Below are 17,601 nucleotides of genomic sequence, written 5' to 3'. Positions count from 1 at the left end.
GATTCGGAAGGCATCACCGCTCAAGGGATCGAACCACATTCCTATGGAAAAGAAGAATGCTTTGGCCTTGGTATGCGTCGAATGGCAGGAGACCGCGCAGTGCATGCAGCAGGCGACCCTGAACCCTCTTGCGCTGGGGTATGCTACGGCGCATGGCTACTTCGTCTTCTGAAAGCAGTGTTGCCGGCACGGCAGCGTTTTCCAAGTTTATGCGCGTGCTGCAGCTGGTGGCAGATGGCAGCGAGCCGCTGGGCATTGCCGAGATGGCCAAGGCGACGGGTTTTCCGCGCCCGACGGTGCACCGCATTGTGGCGGCGCTGCAGGCCGAGCGCATGCTGGTGGAAGTGGGGAGCACGCGCTGCTGGACCCTGGGCCCGCGCCTGGTGCAACTGGCCAGCCGCAGCTGGAGCCGCTCGGGCCTGCGCATGGCAGCGACCCAGGCACTGCGCGATCTGCGCGATGCCACGCAGGAGACCATCCATTTCGCCGTGCCCTCGGGCCATAGCATGGTCTATATCGAAAAGTTGGAGAGCGACAGCGCCGTGCAGATGTCATCGCGCATTGGCACCAGCGTGAACCTCTACTCCACCGCCGTGGGCAAGGCCTACCTGGCCGCGCTGCCGCCCGGCGATGCCAGCGCGCTGATGGCCGAGCTGAGCTATGCGCCGCTGACGGCGCAGACGGTGGGCGATGCGCAGGCGCTGCAGCAGCAGGTGGACGCGGTGCGCCAACGCGGCTGGTCCACCGATGCGCAAGAAAATGAAGAGGGCATTTACTGCTTTGGCGCGGCGGTGCTGGGGCCGGACGGCAGCCCCGTGGCTGCCATCAGCGTCAGCACCTTGCTGTTCCGCCAGCGCGAAGATGTGCAGGCCGCCTATATCCAGCCGCTGCTGCGCACCTGCCGCGCGATTGCCCAGCAGCTGGCGCAAAACCCCAATCTGGTGCATGGCTGATAGTTTGTGCGCAGGGCTGGCGCACTCCGCACAAACTACCGCTTTAGAGCATCACATTTGAATTGGTGATTTTTTTGACCGGCCGGATGGCGCTGTTGTCCGGCTGGATGGATGCGGCCGTGTCACCGCTGTCCCAGTGCGGGTCGTCGATGCTGTCAAAGGCCTGGCGCAGCTTGTCGCCCCAGGTGTTGCGCACCATGCGGAAGTACTCGTTGAACTCGTCGATGCAGGCGATGTTGTCGCAGGCGAGCTGGTCGGTTTCGTACACCACCAGGTCCAGCGGCAGGCCCACCGACAGGTTGGATTTGAGCGTGCTGTCCATGGAGACCAGCGCGCATTTGGCCGCTTCATTGAGGGGGGTCTTGGGCGTCAGCACGCGGTCGAGCACGGGTTTGCCATACTTGGCCTCGCCAATCTGGAAGTAGGGCGTCTCCGCCGTGGCCTCGATAAAGTTGCCGGCCGAGTACACCTGAAAGAGGCGCGGGCTCTCGCCAGCGATCTGGCCGCCAAACACCAGGCTGCAGTTGAAATCTACACCCGCGCGCTCGAGCGCCTTGCCATCGCGCTCCTGGATATGGCGCACGGCAGCGCCCAGCACGCGGGTGGCATCGAACATGCTCTTGGCGTTCCAGATGGTGATGGGCGGCCCGCCGTTCTCGTCTTCGAGTTGCTGGGTCTGCAAAATCTCGCGCACCGATTGCGAGATCGACAGATTGCCGGCAGACAGCAGCACCATGAAGCGCTCGCCGCGCTTCTCATACACCATCATCTTGCGGAAGGTGCTGATATGGTCGAGGCCCGCATTGGTGCGGGAGTCGGAGAGGAACACCAGGCCGGCGTTCAGCTTGATGGCTACACAATAGGTCATGACTTGTCAGCGAGTCGCTTGAGTGAATACAGTAGATCGAGGGCGTCGCGCGGTGTCAACGTGTCGGGTTGCAGCTCGCGCAATTGCGCCTCGACGGCGCTGGGAGTGGGGGTCTCGGCCGAGGCCGGCTGGGCAAACAGGTCCACCTGGGAGTCGCCCGCCTGCTGGCGCGCTTCCAGCGCAGCCAGTGCATGGCGGGCATGGCTGAGCACGGGCGCGGGCATGCCGGCGAGCTTGGCCACCTGCACGCCATAGCTGCGGCTGGCCGGGCCCGGTTGCAGTTCATGCAAAAACACAATGTCGCTGCCCGCCTCGGTCGCGGCCACATGCATGTTGATCGCATGTTTGGCCTTGGCCGGCAGCTCGGTCAGCTCAAAGTAATGGGTGGCGAACAAGGCCAGGGCCTTGGTCTTGTCATGCAGCTGCGTCGCAATGCCGCTGGCCAGCGCCAGGCCGTCAAAGGTGCTGGTGCCCCGGCCGATCTCGTCCATCAGCACCAGGCTGTTGGGCGTGGCGCTGTGCAGGATCTGCGCGGCCTCGGTCATCTCCAGCATGAAGGTGGACTGGGCATTGGCCAGGTCATCGGCCGCGCCGATGCGGGTGTGGATCGCGTCGATGGGCCCGAGCAGGCAGCGTGTGGCGGGCACATAGCTGCCCATGCTGGCCAGCAGCGCAATCAGTGCCACCTGGCGCATATAGGTCGATTTACCGCCCATATTGGGGCCGGTGATGATCTGCAGGCGCTGCAGGCTCGACAGCCGCGTGTTGTTGGCGATGAAGGACGCATTGGAGGTCTCGGCCAGGCGCGCTTCCACTACCGGGTGGCGGCCGGCATCGATGTCGATGCAGGGCTCGGGCACAAACTGCGGCGCGCACCAGTTCAGGGTCAATGAGCGCTCGGCGAGCGCGCACAGCGCATCGAGCGAGGCAATCGCCTGGCCCACGCGGGTCAGGGCGCTGACATGCGGCTGCAGCTGGTCGAGCACCTGCTCGTACAGCCATTTCTCGCGCTGCAGCGCGCGCTCCTGGGCCGACAGCGCCTTGTCCTCGAAGGTCTTGAGCTCGGGCGTGATAAAGCGCTCGGCATTCTTCAAGGTCTGGCGGCGGCGGTAGTCGTCGGGCACCTTGTCCTTGTGGCTGCTGGTGACCTCGATATAGAAGCCATGCACCTTGTTGAACTGCACGCGCAAGTTGCTGATGCCGGTGCGTGCCTTTTCGCGCGTCTCCAGGTCCAGCAAGAAGGCGTCGCAATTGGTCTGGATCGCGCGCAGCTCGTCCAGCTCGGTATCAAAACCGTTCGCAATCACGCCGCCGTCGCGCACCAGCGCGGCCGGTTCGGGGTCGATCGCACGGATCAGCAGCTCCATCGCCTCCAAGGGCGGCTGCAGCGCTTCAAAAATCTCGCCCAGCAAAGGCGCAGGTGCGGCGGCATTGCGCGCCAGCTGCTGCGCTTTTTGCAAGGTCAAACCCAGTGCGACGAGCTCACGCGGGCGCACCTGGCGCAGGGCGATGCGGGCGGTGATGCGCTCCACATCGGAGACACCCTTGAGCTCGGTGCGCAGAATCTGCCAGGGTGCGGCCGACAGCGTGTCGCTGTCGCCGCGCAGCACGCTGATGGCGCCCAGGCGCGCGCGCGCATCGCTGCGGTCACGGCTGGGTTCGAGCAACCAGCTCTTGAGCAAGCGGCTGCCCATGCCCGTCTGGCAGGTATCGATCAGCGAGAACAAGGTCGGGCCGTCTTCGCCGCGCAAGGTCTTGACCAGCTCCAGATTGCGGCGCGTGGTCGCTGGCAGGTCGATCAGCGCATCGTCGCGCACCACATGGATGCTCTGCACATGGGGCAGGTTGCGGCCCTGGGTGTGCTCGGCATAGGTGAGCAGCGCGCCAGCGGCCGCATGGGCGGCATACAGGGTCTGCGCATTCCAGGCCTGCAGGCTGGCCGCGCCCAGTTGCTCCAATAGCTTGCGCTCGCCCAGTTTTTCGTCAAACTGCCAGTCGGGGCGCAGTGCCAGCGGGCAGGTCAGCACGCCGCTGCTGCGCAGCTGGTAGAGCGATTGCTCAAAGCGCTGCGAGGCACCGGCGCTGTAGGCCACTTCGCTGGGCGCAATGCGCGCAATCCAGGCGGGCAGCTCTTCATGCGTGCACTCGGCCAGAAAAATCTTGCCCTGGGTGACGCTGAGCCATGCCAGGCCACAGCGGGCGCGCTGGGCCTGGTGCACCACCAGCAGCATGGCCTCGGCCTTGTCGCTCATCAGCTCGCTGTCGGTCACCGTGCCGGGCGTGACCACGCGCACCACCTTGCGCTCGACAGGGCCCTTGCTGGCACCCACTTCGCCCACCTGCTCGCAGATCGCCACCGATTCGCCGAGCTTGAGTAAGCGCCCCAGGTAGTTCTCCAGCGCATGGAAGGGCACGCCCGCCATCGGAATCGGCTGGCCGGCCGACTGGCCGCGCTGGGTCAGGGTGATATTGAGCAGCTGCGCGGCCTTCTCGGCATCGCCATAAAACAGCTCGTAGAAATCCCCCATGCGGTAGAACAGCAAGGTGTTGGGGTGGTCAACTTTGGCAGCATGGTACTGCTGCATCATTGGGGTATGCGATGAAAAATCGGCTTTTGTCAGCGTTGGATTTTCCATTGGGTTTGAACTCATCTATTGGTATGGGTTGGTATGCATCCAACTTGGCATGGCATGGGTGATGGGGTTGGCACCGGGCCCATAAAGGCGGGCACAACCGGCGGGGCACCAGGGGGCAGGGTGGCTGCGCCTGTGTGCGTCTGGCCGCTATGCGCATCATACAAGGCTGGCTGGGGGGCCATCGGCCTGGGCGGGGTGTGCATATTAACGCAATTGGCCGATCAAGTTGGCGGCCACTCGCATGCAGCGCAAGGAAATATCTGGCAGATCCGCCCTGCAAGGGGTTTTCGGCGCGGGCGGGCACCGCAGCGGCAAGCGCCGCTATTTTTGAAGAGATTTAACACCCCGATGCGAATGTAAAGCCCATCGCAGCGCCTTGAAAATCTCGGTAAAGCTGGCCGTTTCCTACCGCCTCGCCCTCAGGCTTGCGCCATCATGGGCTGCAAGCAAGGCGGTTCTGCCTTGTGCTCTACAAGGATAGGAGGTCCTCAATGACAAACGCAACGACAACATGGATGCGCCGTATCGCCGCCGCTGCACTGGTGGCTACGATGGGGGCTGGCGCCGTCGGCGTGCAAGCGCAACCGCGCCCGCCGCAGGATGCGCAGCGCCATGATGACCGGGGCCGTGCGCAGCCCGATCGCCGCCATGATGCGCACCGGCCCGACGCGCGCAACCACCGGGGCGCGGGGCCGGACCACCGCTGGGTCAAGGGCTCGCGTGTGCCGCCTCAGTACCGGGCGCATGGCTATGTGGTCAATGACTGGCGCGGCCACCGCCTGAGTTCACCCCCGCGCGGCTACCACTGGATCCAGAATGGCGGTGACTACCTGCTGGTGGCCATTGCGTCTGGTGTGGTTGCGCAGATCGTGTTTGGCAACTGATAGACCGTCGGTTATCTGATCGCCCAAAGACAAAGCCCACAGGCATGGCCTGTGGGCTTTGTCGTAGTGGAGCGCGGAGATTTACTCGGCTTGCTCGGCGTCGGGCTCGGCCGGGGTGTCTGCAGCGGGCTCGGCGCCTTCGTCGTTCAGCGCCTGGCGCACGGCAGCCTTGTCGCCCGCGCTGGCAAACTTGCTGTACTTGGCCAGGATAGGCACCAGCTGGCCGTAGATGCGGGGCGTGCCGGCCAGCACTTCGCGCTGCTCCAGAAAGTCGGCTTCGCCGGTGAAGTTGCCGACCAGGCCACCGGCCTCGGTCACCAGCAGCGAGCCCGCTGCCACATCCCAGATGCTCAGGCCCGTTTCAAAGAAACCATCGCTGAAGCCGGCGGCCACATAGGCCAGGTCCAGTGCCGCTGCGCCGGGGCGGCGCACGCCGCTGGTGCGCTGCATCACATCGCCCAGCATGGCCATGTACTGCTTGAAGTTGTCGCCCGGACGGAAGGGGAAGCCGGTGGTGATCAGGGTATCGCGCAGCTGGGTGCGCTTGGACACGCGGATGCGGCGCTCATTGAGGAAGGCGCCACGGCCACGGGTGGCGGTGAACAGGTCGTTGCGGGTGGGGTCGTACACCACGGCTTGCTCGACGCGGCCGTTCACGGCCAGCGCGATGCTGACGCAGTATACGGGGAAGCCGTGGATGAAGTTGGTGGTGCCGTCCAGCGGATCGATGATCCAGATGTGGTTGGAGCGGGGGTTGCCGTATTCGTTGCCCGATTCTTCGGCGAGGATGCCGTGGTCCGGGTAGGCGGTCAGCAAGGTCTCGATGATCGCTTGCTCGGAGGCCTGGTCCACTTCGGTCACAAAGTCGTTCACCTGTTTGGTCGATACCCGCACCGATTCCACGTCAAGCGCGGCACGGTTGATGATGGCGCCAGCAGCGCGAGCGGCCTTGATGGCCATGTTGAGCATGGGGTGCAGGGAGGAGGACGACATAAATTGTGTGGGCGTAAGTGGGGCAGCAAAAACGCTGCGAAACGCTGGGGCAAGAGCGGCTTGTAGATCGCGGCCGGCGATGCGGCAGCGACAATAGGGGCTAGATTGTACCTGCGGTCGATTTTTTTCGCTGGTGCATGTCCATTTTTGCTCGACCTGTCTATGAAAACCCGTTTTGTTCTGATCGAAACCAGCCACGCCGGCAATGTGGGCGCCGCCGCCCGTGCCATCAAGACCATGGGTTTCGATGACCTGGTGCTGGTGCGCCCGCGCTGGAGCAATGTGCTGCGCAAGGAAGAAACCATCCAGCGCGCCAGCGGCGCACTGGATGTGCTGGCCAACTGCCGCATTGTGGCCACCGTGGAGGAAGCGCTCGATGGCATGAGCCACCTCTGCGCCACGGCAATGACCCCGCGTGACTTTGGCCCGCCCGCGCGCACGCCGCGCGAGCACTTTGCGCTGCTGCTGCAAGGCGCGCTGGCCGCCGAGGCTGGGCCGGTTCCACTGGATGAAGACAGCAGCCCCGCAGCCAGCGACGCCGCAGCCGCCAACCCCAGCGGCGAGAGCGGCGTGGCCTTTTTGTTTGGCTGCGAGCGCTATGGCATGGCCAATGAGGATGTGTACCGCTGCCATGTGGCGCTGTCGATTCCGACCAATCCGGATTTTGGCTCGCTCAATCTCGCCTCGGCCGTGCAGGTGGTGGCCTATGACTGGCGCCAGGCACTGGGCGGCTATGGCGTGAGCGATGTGGCGGCGCGGGGCGAGCGGGCCGATGCGCAGCAGGTGGCGGGCATGCTGGCGCACTGGCAGCAGGCGCTGGCCGAGATCGGTTTTCTGGACCTGGATGCGCCCAAGAAGCTGATGCCCCGGCTCAACCAGATGTTCAACCGCGCGCAACTGACCCAGGAGGAAATCCATATCCTCAGAGGTGTTGCCAAGGCCATGCTGCGCACGGCCGAGGCCACAAAACGCTAGACTGGCGGGCCCTCGAATACTTATATAACCATTGTTTCCATGCTTGACCGCCTGCGCTCCGATATTCAGTGCATCCTCGACCGCGATCCTGCCGCCCGCAGCCGTTGGGAGGTCATCACCTGTTATCCCGGTCTGCATGCGATCTGGATGCAGCGTCCTGCGCACTGGTGCTGGAGCCATGGATTCAAATGGACGGGCCGTTTCATCTCGCACATGGCCCGCTGGCTGACCGGCATCGAGATCCACCCCGGCGCGCAGATTGGCCGCAATGTCTTTATCGACCATGGCATGGGTGTCGTGATCGGCGAGACGGCGGTCGTCGGCGACGGCTGCACCATCTACCACGGCGTCACCCTGGGCGGCACCACGCTCTACAAGGGCGCCAAGCGCCATCCCACCTTGGGCAAGAACGTGGTGGTGGCTGCGGGTGCCAAGGTGCTGGGCGGCTTTGAGGTGGGCGATGGTGCCAAGATCGGCAGCAATGCCGTGGTCATCAAGCCGGTGCCAGCCGGTGCCACGGCGGTGGGCATCCCCGCGCGCATCATTGCCTCGCGCCAAGGCGCCAGTGCCGATGTGACCGAGGCCCAGCCCGAGCAGAAGTTTGCCGCCTACGGCGTGACGCAGGAAGACGACCCGCTGTCCAAGGCCATGCGCGGCATCATTGATAGCGCTGCCGGCCATGAGCAGCAGATCACCATGCTCTGGGCCGCTATCGAGAAGCTGTCCGTGCAAAGCAAGCTGGGCGATTGCGTGCCTTGCGATGCGCAGCGCGAAGCCGAGTTCGAAGCCCAGAAGCTGAGCGACCTGGTCGGCAAGTAAGGCCCAGGCCTGTCTTGCCAATAAGCGACTAGCCCAGCTTGCGCACCATGGCGGCACTGGGCGCCAGCACCTGGCCATCTGCGGTCTGCGGCTGCATGCGCGCCACCGGCTGGCCGCTGGCTTTTTCCACCAGGCTTGAATGCGCCTCGCCCGGCGCAAACAGCTGGTCCTCGCCCCATTGGCGCAGTGCCACCACCACCGGGAACAGGCCCAGGCCCTTGGCCGTCAGCGCATATTCCTGGTAGGCACTGCCGTCCGATGCGGGCTGCGTCTGCAGCACCCCCGCATCCACCAGCTTGCGCAGCCGGTCGCTCAGGATATTGCGTGCCATGCCCAGGTTGCGCTGCAAATCGCCAAAGCGCTGCACGCCGTCAAAGGCATCCCGCACGATCAGCAGCGACCAGCGGTCGCCAATGGCATCCAAGGCGCGCGCAACGGGGCAGGGCTGGTGCTGGGTCATGCGGTGTTCTCCAAGTTTTTCCAATCGAGTTGCATTTTAAAACTGGAATGCCTAGAATTCATCTGGTTTTAAATTAAAACTAGATTGGTGATGACTCGATGACTTCCTCTTCCTGTGTCGATATTCCGGGCCGGCAGGTCCAGCGTCCTGCCGTGCCATCAGGCTTGGTGGGGCTGTTCGCCGTGGCCGCTGGCGCCAGCGTGGCCAATGTCTACTACGCCCAGCCGCTGCTCGATGCGGTGGCGCTGGACCTGGGCATACCGCTGGCCACCGTCGGCGGCGTGATCACCGCCACGCAACTGGGATCGGCCCTCGCCTTGCTGCTGCTGGTGCCCTTGGGCGACCGGGTCAACCGGCGCCCCTTGATGGCCTGGCAATTGCTAGCCCTGGTGCTGGCGTTGCTGGCCGTAGCCTTTGCGCCTTCTGCGCCGCTGTTGATGGCGGCGATGCTGGCGGTGGGTTTGCTGGGCACGGCGATGACCCAGGGCCTGATCGCCTACGCCGCCAGTGCGGCGCCGCCCGATGCCCAGGGCCGGGTGGTGGGGGGGGCGCAAAGCGGGGTCTTTATCGGCCTGCTGCTGGCGCGGGTACTGGCCGGGGCCGTGGGCGATGCCTGGGGCTGGCGCAGCGTCTATATGGCCTCGGCGGCGTTGATGCTGGCGATGGCCTTGCCGCTGTGGTGCTGGCTGCCGGTGCTGGCGCATCGGCCATCCAGCCTGGGCTATCGCCAACTGGTGGTATCGATGGGCCGCCTGCTGCGGCGCGACCGGGTCCTGCAGGTGCGTGGCGTGCTGGCGCTATTGATGTTTGCCGCGTTCAGCATTTTCTGGAGCAGCCTGGTGCTGCCGCTGCGTGCGGCACCCTTTGGTTTTTCGCACAGCGCCATTGGCCTGTTTGGCCTCGTGGGTGCCGCCGGGGCCTTGGCAGCCACGGTGGCGGGCCGCTGGGTGGACAGGGGCCAGGCGCAGCGCGCATCGCTATGGGCCTTGCTGGCCCTGCTGCTGGCCTGGCTGCCCTTGGCAGGTTTGGGCGGGCTGCCCGATCCGCGCTGGGCGATAGCGGCCCTGGTACTGGGCATTGTGCTGCTGGACCTGGGTGGCCAGGCCTTGCATGTCAGCAACCAGGGTCTCATTTTTGCGCGCAGCAGCGATGCGCATAGCCGCGTGGTCGCCGTCTACATGCTGTTCTATGCAGTAGGCAGCGGGCTGGGTGCCATCAGCGCCACCAGCGTCTATGCCTATGCGGGTTGGCTGGGTGTGTGCGCACTGGGTGCGGTGGTCAGTGGCGCCGCGCTGCTGTTCTGGTGGGCCACGCACGACTGGATGCGTGCGGATCCTGCGCGCGCCGCTGCGAACGCTTAGGCTGCGGCAGGTTGTGCCTGGCCCAAGGCGGCCAGCATCGCAGGTGCAATGCGCCGGTGCATGGGCGCCACCGGCAGCATGTACAAATGGCCGAGCAGGTTGCGGACATGCACCACCGTTGTGATGGTGATGGCGACCTGGTCCTGGCGGCCGGCGACAGGCGCGCGGTGGACGCTGAGCACCACGTTCAAATGCTTGTCGCTGTCGCCAATCAGTGCCTCCGCTGCGCTGTTCTCCAGCACCGTAAAAACGCCCACGCGCTCGCCCGGCTGGTAGGCGCTGGCAGGGCGCTGCGGGTCGATCTGGGAGAGGGTGCCCAGGTCCTTGAGCCCCACCAGTTGGCCCACCCGGTTGCGGGCCTGCATGCACCACTCAATCCAGCGCGGCGTGCGCGCGACGGCGGCCAGAAAATAGGCCAGCGCCGGCTCGCCGGTCTGCGCGGTGTGGATGCACCAGGCATCCTGAAAATGCGCGCCGGCCAGGCGCTCGGCGATGCGGCTGCCCGCAGGCGGCCGGGTCTCTTGCGGTTGGGTGGGCATGGTGGGGACCAGCGTTTAGGTGCCAGCAGCAGCGAGCCGGGCGCTGGCAGCGCGCAGCCATTGGTCCAGCGCACCCGGCGCATCGCAGGCAATCGCCTGGCGGGCGGGCATGCTGCGCAGCCAGGTGATCTGGCGCTTGGCCAGCTGGCGCGTGGCGGCAATGCCTTGCTCGCGCATCTCGGCCCACAATGCGGGCGGCACGTCGCTTTCGGTCTGCACGGCAATGCCTTGCTGGGCGCAGCGGTCGAGCATCTCCCACATCTGGCGGTAGCCCACGCAGCGCATCGATGGCAGGTTCAGCTGCAAATCGCCGCGCGCGCGCAGCTGCTGCACCTCGGCCAAGAATCCCTGGGCCAGCATCTGGTCGTAGCGCAGCGCAATGCGCGCATGCAGCCAGGCGCGGTCGCTGGGCTCCAGGCTGAAAAGCTGAAAACTGGGCGCCAGCTGCAGCAGTGGCGACGGCCGCTTTTGCTGCGCATGGAAGTGCGACAGCGGCTGGCCGCTGATGCGCCAGACCTCCAGTGCGCGCTGCACCCGCTGGCTGTCGCCCGGCGCCAGACGCTGCGCGGTCACTGGGTCAACCTGGGCCAGCAGCCCATGCATATGGGGCCAGCCATGGAGGGCGGCCTCGGCATCGAGCTGGGCGCGCACCGCCGGGTCGGCCGCAGGCATGTCATCGATGCCATCCATCAGCGCCTTGAAGTACAGCATGGTGCCGCCCACCAGCAAGCTGATGCCGCCCCGCGCATGGATTTGCGCGACCAGCGCCAGCGCATCGCGCACAAACTCGGCCGCGCTGTAGGCGTCCAGCGGGTCGCGGATATCGAGCAGGTGGTGGGGAATGCCGGCCTGCTCCTGCACGCTGGGCTTGGCTGAGCCAATGTCCATGCCCCGGTAGATGAGGGCCGAGTCCACGCTGATGATCTCGACGGGCCGCGCCGCGCCCAGTTGCTGCGCCAGCGCAATGGCAGCGCCGGTCTTGCCGGAGGCGGTGGGGCCTGCCAGGCCCAGGCAGAGGGGAGAGCTTGCAGCGGATGGCACGGTAAAGAAGCGGTGAGCTGGCCACGCAGGGCCCCATGCAGGCATGGGGGCTGGCGCAGACAGCTATCAATACAGGAGTGATGACTGCCCGCCAGTGTAGGGCCAAAGCGAAGCCAACAGGCTGGGCGGGAGTTTTCGATGCAGGGTTGACGCTCGTTCTACAGGGTGGCGAGGTAAATGGGCTGGCGCGCATGGCGCCGTGCCTCTTCTTCGCTGGCCGGCTCGTCCGGGCCCACGCAGACCACGAGCAGCATGCCGGGCAGGTCGATATCGGCATACAGCGCGCGGCGCAGCTCGCTGCGTTGCTCTTCATGGAGGCGAGGGGCCTGCACCAGCAGCAGATGGATGCGCAGCTCGGGCATGCGCGAGTCTGGCTTGCTGAGCAGCCAGGCCTGACTGATGGGCTTGAACAGCGCCAGCTCGCCGCGCAGATCGGCCAGCTCGAACGCGCTCAAATCGTTCACGCGCGTGCCCTGGAACACAGGGGCCTGCTGCAAGCTGTCGAAAAAGCTTTGCTGCTGCAGCTCGGCCTCGCGGGCGCGGTCACGCCACAGGCGCATGGCGGCAGCGTCGTAGCTGCTTTGCTTGGCCTGGGCTTCCAGCATGCCCACCATTGCCCGCGTGGCATAGGGACGGTAGCTCGGGGCGGTCTGCCACAGCGCCTCCAGGCATTTTTGCTGCAAGGCGGTATCGCTGGTGGGCAGGCAGGCGGACAGTCCGGCCAGCGCGCCGGGGTGCTGCGCATCACGGGCCAGCACCTGCTCGTAGAGCTGGCGCACGGGGGCCTGGCGGTCGATCTTGCGCTCAATGCGCGCGCGCTCGATCAGCTCTGCATTGCTGGAGTGGGCCGCATTGGCACGCAGCTGCTGGGCATGCTGCTGCCAGCGCGCCGTGCGTGCATGGTGCTGCTTCCAGGTGCTGGCGTTGTCCTTGCACCAGCGGGCGTCGAACTGCTGCATCCATTGCGCAGCCTTGGGGCCCAGCAGGCTGACGGCACCTTTGGTGGACCAGCTGGGCAGGCCAGGGCGCTCGCCACTGATGGCCTCCACCCGGTCGCGCAAGGCCGGGTGGGTGTCGTCCACATCGCTGATCCGCGCGAGCGCCTGGCGCAGGGCCTGTTGCGCAAATGCCGGCTCGGGCTTGAGGCGCAGCATGTCTTGCATGGCACTGAACGGCCCCTGGGGCAGCGGGTGCTGGGCTGCGCTGCGCCAGTGCTGGCCCCAGAAGGCATCGCTCAGCCAGGCGGCCTTGACCTCCAGCTCGGTCAGTGTGGCAGCCGCCACGTCGGCCCCCAGCAGCTTCGTAGCGATGCGGTCGGCCTCGTACTCGTCCTGCCGGGCCATCGCAAAGGTCTTGGCAGCAAAGCGCGGAAAGTACCAGTTCAGGAACGAGCGGGTGGCTGCGGCCATCGGTCCGTCATCTTCGCGCATGCTGTAGTAGAGCTTGAGCCAGGCGCGGCGCGAGCGGTACACCCAGGCGCTGAGGCGGTTGTGGTTCTCGCGCAGATGGCCGTATTCATGGGCCAGCACCGCCATCACCCTGGCCTTGTCGAGCGCCATCAGCAGCGGCAGGCCAATCATCAGGTAGTTGACCGAGCCGCCCAGCATGCCAAAGCGGGGCCGCTGCCAGATGGCGGCGTTGCAATCATCTTGCAGGTAGACGGCATCGATGGCCGGGCCCTTGACCTTGCGGCGGATGCGATCGAGCGCCTTGAACAGATCCGGAGCGTCGGCCTCGGTAATCGCAATGCCCTCGGGCTCGTCGGCCGGGCCCGTCCACAGCGCCTTGAAACTGGTCCACAGCAGGCCCAGCGCAAACACCAGCGCCAGCACATAGCCGCCGCGAAACTGGCCGCGCACAGCCTGGGTCACGACAAATGCGAGGATGGCCAGACTCAGGACCAGGCAGCCCACCACCCAGAGGTAGCCCAGCAGCGCAAACCGGATGACGCTGCGCCGGTAGGCGGCGCTGTCGTTGGCGCTTTCGATCTCGCTCTCGCGCACCAGATGGATAAAGTCCGCTTGCTCCATGGCCCGCCCCTCATACCTTGTCGTAGTGGTTGTCGTTGTAATGTTCTGGCGCGCAGCAAAAAGCCCCCAGCGCGCTGAACGCTGGGGGCATTGTGCAGTGGGTGCTGACCGGGCGCTACGCCCGGGCGTTTTTACAACACGCCTTGGGCCAGCATGGCGTCGGCCACCTTCACAAAGCCGGCGATGTTGGCGCCGTCGATGTAGCTCATCGAGCCGTCTTCGCGCTGGCCGTACTTGACGCAGGCTGCGTGGATGCCTTCCATGATTTCAAAGAGGCGCTGGTCGACTTCGGCAGCGGGCCAGCTCAGGCGCAGCGCGTTCTGGCTCATCTCCAGGCCGGAGGTGGCGACGCCGCCGGCGTTCGATGCCTTGCCCGGCGCGTAGAGTACGCCGGCCTTTTCAAAGGCCTTGGCCGCTTCGATGGTGCAAGGCATGTTGGCGCCTTCGGCCACGCAGAGCACGCCGTTCTTGATCAGGGTCTGGGCATCGGCCAGTTCCAGCTCGTTCTGGGTGGCGCAGGGCAGGGCCACGTCGGCCTTGATGAACCAGGGGGTCTTGCCTTCGTAGTACTCCACGCCCGGCACTTGCTTGGCGTAGTCGCTCACGCGGCCGTACTGCTTGTTCTTGATGTCCATCAGCTTGACCAGCTTGTCGCCGTCAAAACCGGCCGCGTCGTAGATGGTGCCCGAGGAGTCGGAGGCCGACACCACCTTGGCGCCCAGCGCCATGGCCTTGTCGATGGCGAACTGCGCCACATTGCCCGAGCCCGAGACCGAGACCGTCAGGCCTTCGAAGCTCTTGCCACGGGTCTTGAGCATTTCCTGCGCAAAGTAGACGGTGCCAAAGCCGGTGGCTTCGGGGCGGATCAGCGAGCCGCCAAAGGCCAGACCCTTGCCGGTGAACACGCAGTCGGCGCGGTTGGCCAGCTTCTTGTACATGCCGGCCATGAAGGCCACTTCCCGGCCGCCCACGCCGATATCGCCGGCGGGCACGTCGGTGTCCGAGCCCACATGGCGGAACAGTTCGCTGATGAAGGCCTGGCAAAAGCGCATCACTTCGGCATCGCTCTTGCCCTTGGGGTCGAAGTCCGAGCCGCCCTTGCCGCCGCCCATGGGCAGCGTGGTCAGCGCGTTCTTGAAGGTCTGCTCAAACGCCAGGAACTTGAGCACCGACAGGTTGACCGAGGGGTGGAAGCGCAGGCCGCCCTTGTAGGGGCCGATGGCCATGCTGTGCTGGATGCGGTAGCCACGGTTGACCTGCACCACCCCCTTGTCGTCCACCCAGCTGACGCGAAAGCTCACCACGCGTTCGGGCTCCACCAGGCGTTCGAGCAGGCTGTGTTGGGCGTAGCGGGGGTTCTTCTCGATGAAGGGCCACAGGCTTTCCATGACTTCGGTCACGGCCTGCAAGAACTCGGGCTGGCCGGGGTTGCGCTGTTCGACGTAAGCGAGAAACTGGGCCAGGGATTGGTGTTGCATGGACAAACTTTCAAGGTCTAAAGCCGGCTTGCACTGATTTTGTGCGAGGGCCGAGGTGTGCACAGCGATGGTGCGCCATCGCGCCGAAAACCGACATTATGCCGAATGTGCATGCGTTAATGCATAAAACCCACATGCGATGACCCTGATAAGTCCGTGGATTGCACTGCTTTGGTGCTTTTCTGAGGGCGCGAGCGGCTTTGCCGGCCGGCTGCCATGCCCTGAAATGGGGCTGCGCGGGGATGATGGCTGGCTGTCACCACGGCTACTGCGGTGCAACAAATCTGTGTGCCGATTGTGGTCTTTGCCTTTTTAACAATTGCCTAGGCAATGAATGATTGGATAATCATTGCCTTGTAAACCATTTCAGAAAGGGCCTGCGGCATGACCGATTCGCACCAGGAAAATCCCGCGTCTGCTGGCGAGGAGCAAGAAGCGCTGGCGGGCGGCTTTCCCGAGATTGAAGCCATCCGGCCGGTGGATTTCCCCTGCTGGCTGATGCGCATCATCTCCACCGTGGTGCGTGCCGAGGTGGACCGCCGCATGGAGCCGCTGGGCCTGACGCAGGCGCAGTGGATTCCGGTGCTGCACCTGGCCAGCGGCAAGGCCCATACCTCGGCCGACCTGGCACGCCGCACCCTGCAGACGCCGGGCGCGATGACGCGCCTGGTCGACCGCCTGGTGGACAAGGGCATCATCGAGCGCGAACGCTCCACCGACGACCGCCGCGTGGTCAGCCTGCGTTTGACTGATGAGGGCCTGGCCGCTGCGATGCAGGTGCCCGACATCGTCAAGGGCGTCAACAGCGCCGCGCTCAGCCCCTTGTCCCCCGATGAATTGACCCAGTTCCACGGTTACCTGCGCCGCATCTATGAGGCCATGCCCAACACCTTGTCGGTGGACATGTGCCTGCCCCCCGATGGCTGCGCCAGTGAAGCCACCGATAACTCTGATAACTCCGATAACTCCGATAACACAGCACACCAGCCCGGCAAGGAGAGGGCACTATGACCAGCAGTTTTTCATTTGTGGGCGCCGACCGTCGGCTGGCCCTGTCAGCCATTGCGCTGGCGGCCACCACGTTCATCGCCGGATGCGCCGATATGCGCGGCATCGATACCCATGCCCAGCTGCGCTCGCCGCAGTCCCTGGGCTTGCTCACCGAGCCTTCAGCGGCAGACCAGGCCGCGACCGTGGCCCCGGTTGATGCGCAGTGGTGGAAGGGCCTGGGCGATGCCCAGCTCAACGCGCTGATCGACACCGCGCTGGCCGACAGCCCCAACCTGCAATCGGCGCAGGCGCGCATCCGCAAGGCCTGGTCGCTGGCGCAGGTCAGTGAATCGGCGATGGGCCCGCAGCTCAATGGCCAGGCCAGCGCCACGCGCAACCATGCGCCGGCCAACGGCATGATTCCGCCGCCCCTGGCCGGCAACAACTACAGCACGGCCGAGGCGCGCATCAATGGCAGCTGGTCGCTGGACCTGTTTGGCAAGCACCGCGCAGCGCTCGATGCCGCTGTGGGCTCGGCCCGCGCGGCCCAGGCCGATATGGACGCCGCCCGCGTGCTGCTGACCAGCAATATGGTGCTGGCCTATGTGCAGCTGTCCCGCCTGCAGGCGCAGGAAGAGGTGGCCGTGCGCGCCATTGACCAGCGCGCCCACACCCTGCAATTGGTGCGCGACCGCTATGACGCCGGCCTGGACACCACCTTGGAAGTGCGCCAAAGCGAGAGCGGCGTGCCCCAGGCCAAGGTGCAGCTGCTGCAAGTGCGTGAGCAAAAGCAGCTGGCACAAAACGCGCTGGCCGCGTTGATGGGCCAGCCCGCACGCGCCCAGGAACTGGTGGCTTCGCCCATCGCCCAACTGAGCCTGCCGCGTTTTCCGTCGCAGCTGTCGTCCAACCTGCTGGGGCGCCGGGCCGATATTGTGGCCGCGCGCTGGCGCGTGGAAGCGGCCGAGCAAGGCATTCGCCAGGCCAAGGCCGAGTTCTATCCCGATATCGACCTGACGGCCTTCCTGGGCCTGTCGAGCATTGGCTTCAACAACTTTGCCAAGGGCAGCGCGCGCGAATGGGGCGTGGGCCCGGCGCTGAGCCTGCCGATCTTTGACTCGGGCCGCCTGCGGGCCAATCTGAGCGGCAAATCGGCCGACTATGAACTGGCCGTGCAGGCCTACAACCAGGCGGTGATCACGGCGGTGCACGATGTGGCCGACCAGGTCGCCAGTGCCCGCTCGGCCCATGCCCAGCTGCCCGAGCAGCGCCGCGCCGCCGATGCCGCGCAAAGCGCGCTCGATATTGCCAACCAGCGCTATGCCGCTGGCCTGGGCACCTATTTGAATGTGCTGTCGGCCGAGACCAATGTGCTGACCCAGCGCCAGCAGATGGTGGATGTCGAGGCCCGCATTCTGTCGAGCAATGCCGCACTGGCACAGGCTCTGGGTGGTGGCTACCAGGAGCAGATCCACAGCAGTGACAGCAACGCCAACCCGGACAGCACCACGCCCACCCAGACCAACGCCCCGATGGACAGCGCCAAGAGCTGACCTGCCCACCTCGCGCGTGCA

Annotated in this window: 15 protein-coding genes; 7 read left to right on the top strand and 8 right to left on the bottom strand. The window is 65.4% G+C overall.

Annotated elements, in window-relative coordinates; translation table 11 throughout:
- Positions 1-152: 152 nt before the first annotated feature.
- Positions 153-953: an IclR family transcriptional regulator gene (locus WH367_RS12010; protein ID WP_021027677.1), complete on the top strand. Its 801-nt coding sequence runs from the start codon at positions 153-155 to the stop codon at positions 951-953.
- Between the two features lie 43 nt (positions 954-996).
- On the opposite strand, the gene WH367_RS12005 is transcribed toward WH367_RS12010, so the two are convergent.
- On the bottom strand, positions 997-1,821 hold the full coding sequence (locus WH367_RS12005; protein ID WP_021027676.1) for a proteasome-type protease: 825 nt from the start codon (positions 1,819-1,821) through the stop codon (positions 997-999).
- On the bottom strand, positions 1,818-4,409 hold the full coding sequence (gene mutS / locus WH367_RS12000) for a DNA mismatch repair protein MutS (RefSeq protein WP_339536254.1): 2,592 nt from the start codon (positions 4,407-4,409) through the stop codon (positions 1,818-1,820). Before mutS ends, WH367_RS12005 begins: the two co-directional genes overlap by 4 nt.
- A gap of 539 nt (positions 4,410-4,948) precedes the next feature.
- Between mutS and WH367_RS11995 the strand changes: the two genes are divergently transcribed.
- Positions 4,949-5,341, top strand: coding sequence for an RcnB family protein (locus WH367_RS11995; RefSeq protein WP_339536252.1), 393 nt, complete (start codon positions 4,949-4,951; stop codon positions 5,339-5,341).
- Positions 5,342-5,422: 81 nt separating this feature from the next.
- Here WH367_RS11995 and WH367_RS11990 read toward each other — a convergent pair whose 3' ends face one another.
- Complete coding sequence (locus WH367_RS11990; RefSeq protein ID WP_339536250.1) at positions 5,423-6,334, bottom strand: inositol monophosphatase family protein; 912 nt, start codon at positions 6,332-6,334, stop codon at positions 5,423-5,425.
- Between the two features lie 162 nt (positions 6,335-6,496).
- Between WH367_RS11990 and WH367_RS11985 the strand changes: the two genes are divergently transcribed.
- Both WH367_RS11985 and cysE read left to right on the top strand, forming a co-directional pair.
- Positions 6,497-7,309, top strand: a complete 813-nt coding sequence (locus WH367_RS11985; protein WP_339536249.1) for an RNA methyltransferase — start codon at positions 6,497-6,499, stop codon at positions 7,307-7,309.
- Between the two features lie 39 nt (positions 7,310-7,348).
- The gene (gene cysE / locus WH367_RS11980; protein WP_339521155.1) at positions 7,349-8,128 is read left to right on the top strand and encodes a serine O-acetyltransferase; all 780 of its coding nucleotides are present in this window, start codon (positions 7,349-7,351) and stop codon (positions 8,126-8,128) included.
- A gap of 28 nt (positions 8,129-8,156) precedes the next feature.
- Here cysE and WH367_RS11975 read toward each other — a convergent pair whose 3' ends face one another.
- Positions 8,157-8,588, bottom strand: coding sequence for a winged helix-turn-helix transcriptional regulator (locus WH367_RS11975; protein WP_021027670.1), 432 nt, complete (start codon positions 8,586-8,588; stop codon positions 8,157-8,159).
- 98 nt (positions 8,589-8,686) lie between these two features.
- Between WH367_RS11975 and WH367_RS11970 the strand changes: the two genes are divergently transcribed.
- Positions 8,687-9,949, top strand: coding sequence for an MFS transporter (locus WH367_RS11970; RefSeq protein ID WP_339536248.1), 1,263 nt, complete (start codon positions 8,687-8,689; stop codon positions 9,947-9,949).
- On the opposite strand, the gene WH367_RS11965 is transcribed toward WH367_RS11970, so the two are convergent.
- The 4 genes from WH367_RS11965 to gdhA form a co-directional block, all read right to left on the bottom strand.
- Positions 9,946-10,488 (bottom strand): DUF2867 domain-containing protein, encoded by a 543-nt coding sequence (locus WH367_RS11965; RefSeq protein WP_339536246.1) that lies wholly within the window; start codon positions 10,486-10,488, stop codon positions 9,946-9,948. The two genes, WH367_RS11970 and WH367_RS11965, sit on opposite strands and share 4 nt — an antisense overlap.
- A 15-nt stretch (positions 10,489-10,503) precedes the next feature.
- Positions 10,504-11,574 (bottom strand): tRNA (adenosine(37)-N6)-dimethylallyltransferase MiaA, encoded by a 1,071-nt coding sequence (gene miaA / locus WH367_RS11960; protein WP_445228107.1) that lies wholly within the window; start codon positions 11,572-11,574, stop codon positions 10,504-10,506.
- 113 nt (positions 11,575-11,687) lie between these two features.
- The gene (locus tag WH367_RS11955) at positions 11,688-13,559 is read right to left on the bottom strand and encodes a M48 family metallopeptidase (RefSeq protein ID WP_339536242.1); all 1,872 of its coding nucleotides are present in this window, start codon (positions 13,557-13,559) and stop codon (positions 11,688-11,690) included.
- Positions 13,560-13,690: 131 nt separating this feature from the next.
- On the bottom strand, positions 13,691-15,037 hold the full coding sequence (gene gdhA, locus WH367_RS11950; RefSeq protein ID WP_339536240.1) for an NADP-specific glutamate dehydrogenase: 1,347 nt from the start codon (positions 15,035-15,037) through the stop codon (positions 13,691-13,693).
- A 384-nt stretch (positions 15,038-15,421) separates the two neighbouring features.
- Here gdhA and WH367_RS11945 point away from each other — a divergent pair, with 384 nt between their 5' ends.
- Both WH367_RS11945 and WH367_RS11940 read left to right on the top strand, forming a co-directional pair.
- Positions 15,422-16,048 (top strand): MarR family winged helix-turn-helix transcriptional regulator, encoded by a 627-nt coding sequence (locus WH367_RS11945; protein ID WP_312989781.1) that lies wholly within the window; start codon positions 15,422-15,424, stop codon positions 16,046-16,048.
- On the top strand, positions 16,045-17,580 hold the full coding sequence (locus WH367_RS11940) for an efflux transporter outer membrane subunit (RefSeq protein ID WP_339536237.1): 1,536 nt from the start codon (positions 16,045-16,047) through the stop codon (positions 17,578-17,580). The genes WH367_RS11945 and WH367_RS11940 overlap by 4 nt, the downstream gene beginning before the upstream one ends.
- Positions 17,581-17,601: the final 21 nt, after the last annotated feature.

It is taken from the genome of Comamonas sp. MYb21, assembly GCF_037479395.1.
GTDB lineage: Bacteria > Pseudomonadota > Gammaproteobacteria > Burkholderiales > Burkholderiaceae_C > Comamonas.
The sequence above is the reverse complement of the archived record's forward strand: the minus strand, read 5'-3'. Positions and strand labels throughout refer to the sequence as shown.

Bases quoted from the DNA above. Each gene is read 5' to 3' on its own strand.
- WH367_RS12010 (WP_021027677.1), top strand. From the start codon at position 153: ATGGCTACTTCGTCTTCTGAAAGCAGTGTTGCCGGCACGGCAGCGTTT.
- WH367_RS12005 (WP_021027676.1), bottom strand. From the start codon at position 1,821: ATGACCTATTGTGTAGCCATCAAGCTGAACGCCGGCCTGGTGTTCCTC.
- mutS (WP_339536254.1), bottom strand. From the start codon at position 4,409: ATGATGCAGCAGTACCATGCTGCCAAAGTTGACCACCCCAACACCTTG.
- WH367_RS11995 (WP_339536252.1), top strand. From the start codon at position 4,949: ATGACAAACGCAACGACAACATGGATGCGCCGTATCGCCGCCGCTGCA.
- WH367_RS11990 (WP_339536250.1), bottom strand. From the start codon at position 6,334: ATGTCGTCCTCCTCCCTGCACCCCATGCTCAACATGGCCATCAAGGCC.
- WH367_RS11985 (WP_339536249.1), top strand. From the start codon at position 6,497: ATGAAAACCCGTTTTGTTCTGATCGAAACCAGCCACGCCGGCAATGTG.
- cysE (WP_339521155.1), top strand. From the start codon at position 7,349: ATGCTTGACCGCCTGCGCTCCGATATTCAGTGCATCCTCGACCGCGAT.
- WH367_RS11975 (WP_021027670.1), bottom strand. From the start codon at position 8,588: ATGACCCAGCACCAGCCCTGCCCCGTTGCGCGCGCCTTGGATGCCATT.
- WH367_RS11970 (WP_339536248.1), top strand. From the start codon at position 8,687: ATGACTTCCTCTTCCTGTGTCGATATTCCGGGCCGGCAGGTCCAGCGT.
- WH367_RS11965 (WP_339536246.1), bottom strand. From the start codon at position 10,488: ATGCCCACCCAACCGCAAGAGACCCGGCCGCCTGCGGGCAGCCGCATC.
- miaA (WP_445228107.1), bottom strand. From the start codon at position 11,574: ATGCCTGCATGGGGCCCTGCGTGGCCAGCTCACCGCTTCTTTACCGTG.
- WH367_RS11955 (WP_339536242.1), bottom strand. From the start codon at position 13,559: ATGGAGCAAGCGGACTTTATCCATCTGGTGCGCGAGAGCGAGATCGAA.
- gdhA (WP_339536240.1), bottom strand. From the start codon at position 15,037: ATGCAACACCAATCCCTGGCCCAGTTTCTCGCTTACGTCGAACAGCGC.
- WH367_RS11945 (WP_312989781.1), top strand. From the start codon at position 15,422: ATGACCGATTCGCACCAGGAAAATCCCGCGTCTGCTGGCGAGGAGCAA.
- WH367_RS11940 (WP_339536237.1), top strand. From the start codon at position 16,045: ATGACCAGCAGTTTTTCATTTGTGGGCGCCGACCGTCGGCTGGCCCTG.